This is a genomic window from Parvularcula lutaonensis, assembly GCF_014651915.1.
GTDB lineage: Bacteria > Pseudomonadota > Alphaproteobacteria > Caulobacterales > Parvularculaceae > Parvularcula > Parvularcula lutaonensis.
The window spans coordinates 1-838 of the sequence record NZ_BMXU01000009.1 but is presented as its reverse complement, the minus strand read 5'-3'; the positions used below and the strand labels follow the sequence as shown (position 1 = coordinate 838).

The 838-nt window shown below is 61.1% G+C and carries 1 pseudogene; it reads left to right on the top strand.

Annotation, left to right across the window (positions count from 1 at the left end):
- Positions 1 to 12: 12 nt before the first annotated feature.
- A pseudogene (locus tag IE053_RS14545) lies at positions 13 to 838 on the top strand (IS3 family transposase); the annotation flags it as partial.

Genomic DNA, 838 nt, shown 5'->3' with positions numbered 1-838 from the left:
AGGAGAAGAGCGATGGGCGCGAAGCGCTACAAACCCGAGGAAATCATCTCGAAGCTGCGTGAGGCTGAAGTCCTGCTGGCTGAAGGGGTCAGTGTCGGCGAGGTCGTCCGGCGGCTCGGCGTGACCCAGGTCACATATTATCGCTGGCGGAAAGAGTACGGCGGGATGAAGGTGGATCAGGCCAAACGGCTGAAGGACCTCGAGAAGGAGAACGCACGGCTGAAGCGTCTCTTGGCCGATGCTGAGTTGGACAAGGCGATCCTCAAAGAGGCTGCCTCGGGAAACTGGTAGGGCCCTCTCGCAAGCGTCAGTTCATCGAGCATGCGTGTGCCGAGCTCAGCGTGTCACAGCGCCGGGCCTGCCGTGCGGTGGGGCAGCATCGATCGACCCAGTGGCGGAAGCCGCAGAAGCTGGACGACGAAGACGCTTTGACGTCAGCGATCATCAAATTAGCGAGCAAGTATGGGCGCTATGGCTATCGCCGGATCACGGCGTTGCTTCGTCGAGACGGTTGGTACGTCAATCATAAGCGTGTCGCTCGGATCTGGCGGCGAGAGGGCCTTCGTGTTCCGCAGAAACAGCCGAAGAGAGGCCGGCTCTGGCTGAACGACGGCTCGTGCATTCGGCTGCGCCCTCAACATCGCAATCACGTCTGGGCGTACGACTTCGTCCAGGACCGCACCCGCGACGGACGCAAGTTCCGTATGCTTACGGTGATCGACGAGTTCACGCGCGAATGCCTGGCGATCAACGTGGCTCGAAGGCTCAACAGCGAGAATGTTCTCGCGGTCCTGGCTGACCTAATGGTGCAGCGAGGCGTCCCCGACCACATTCGGTC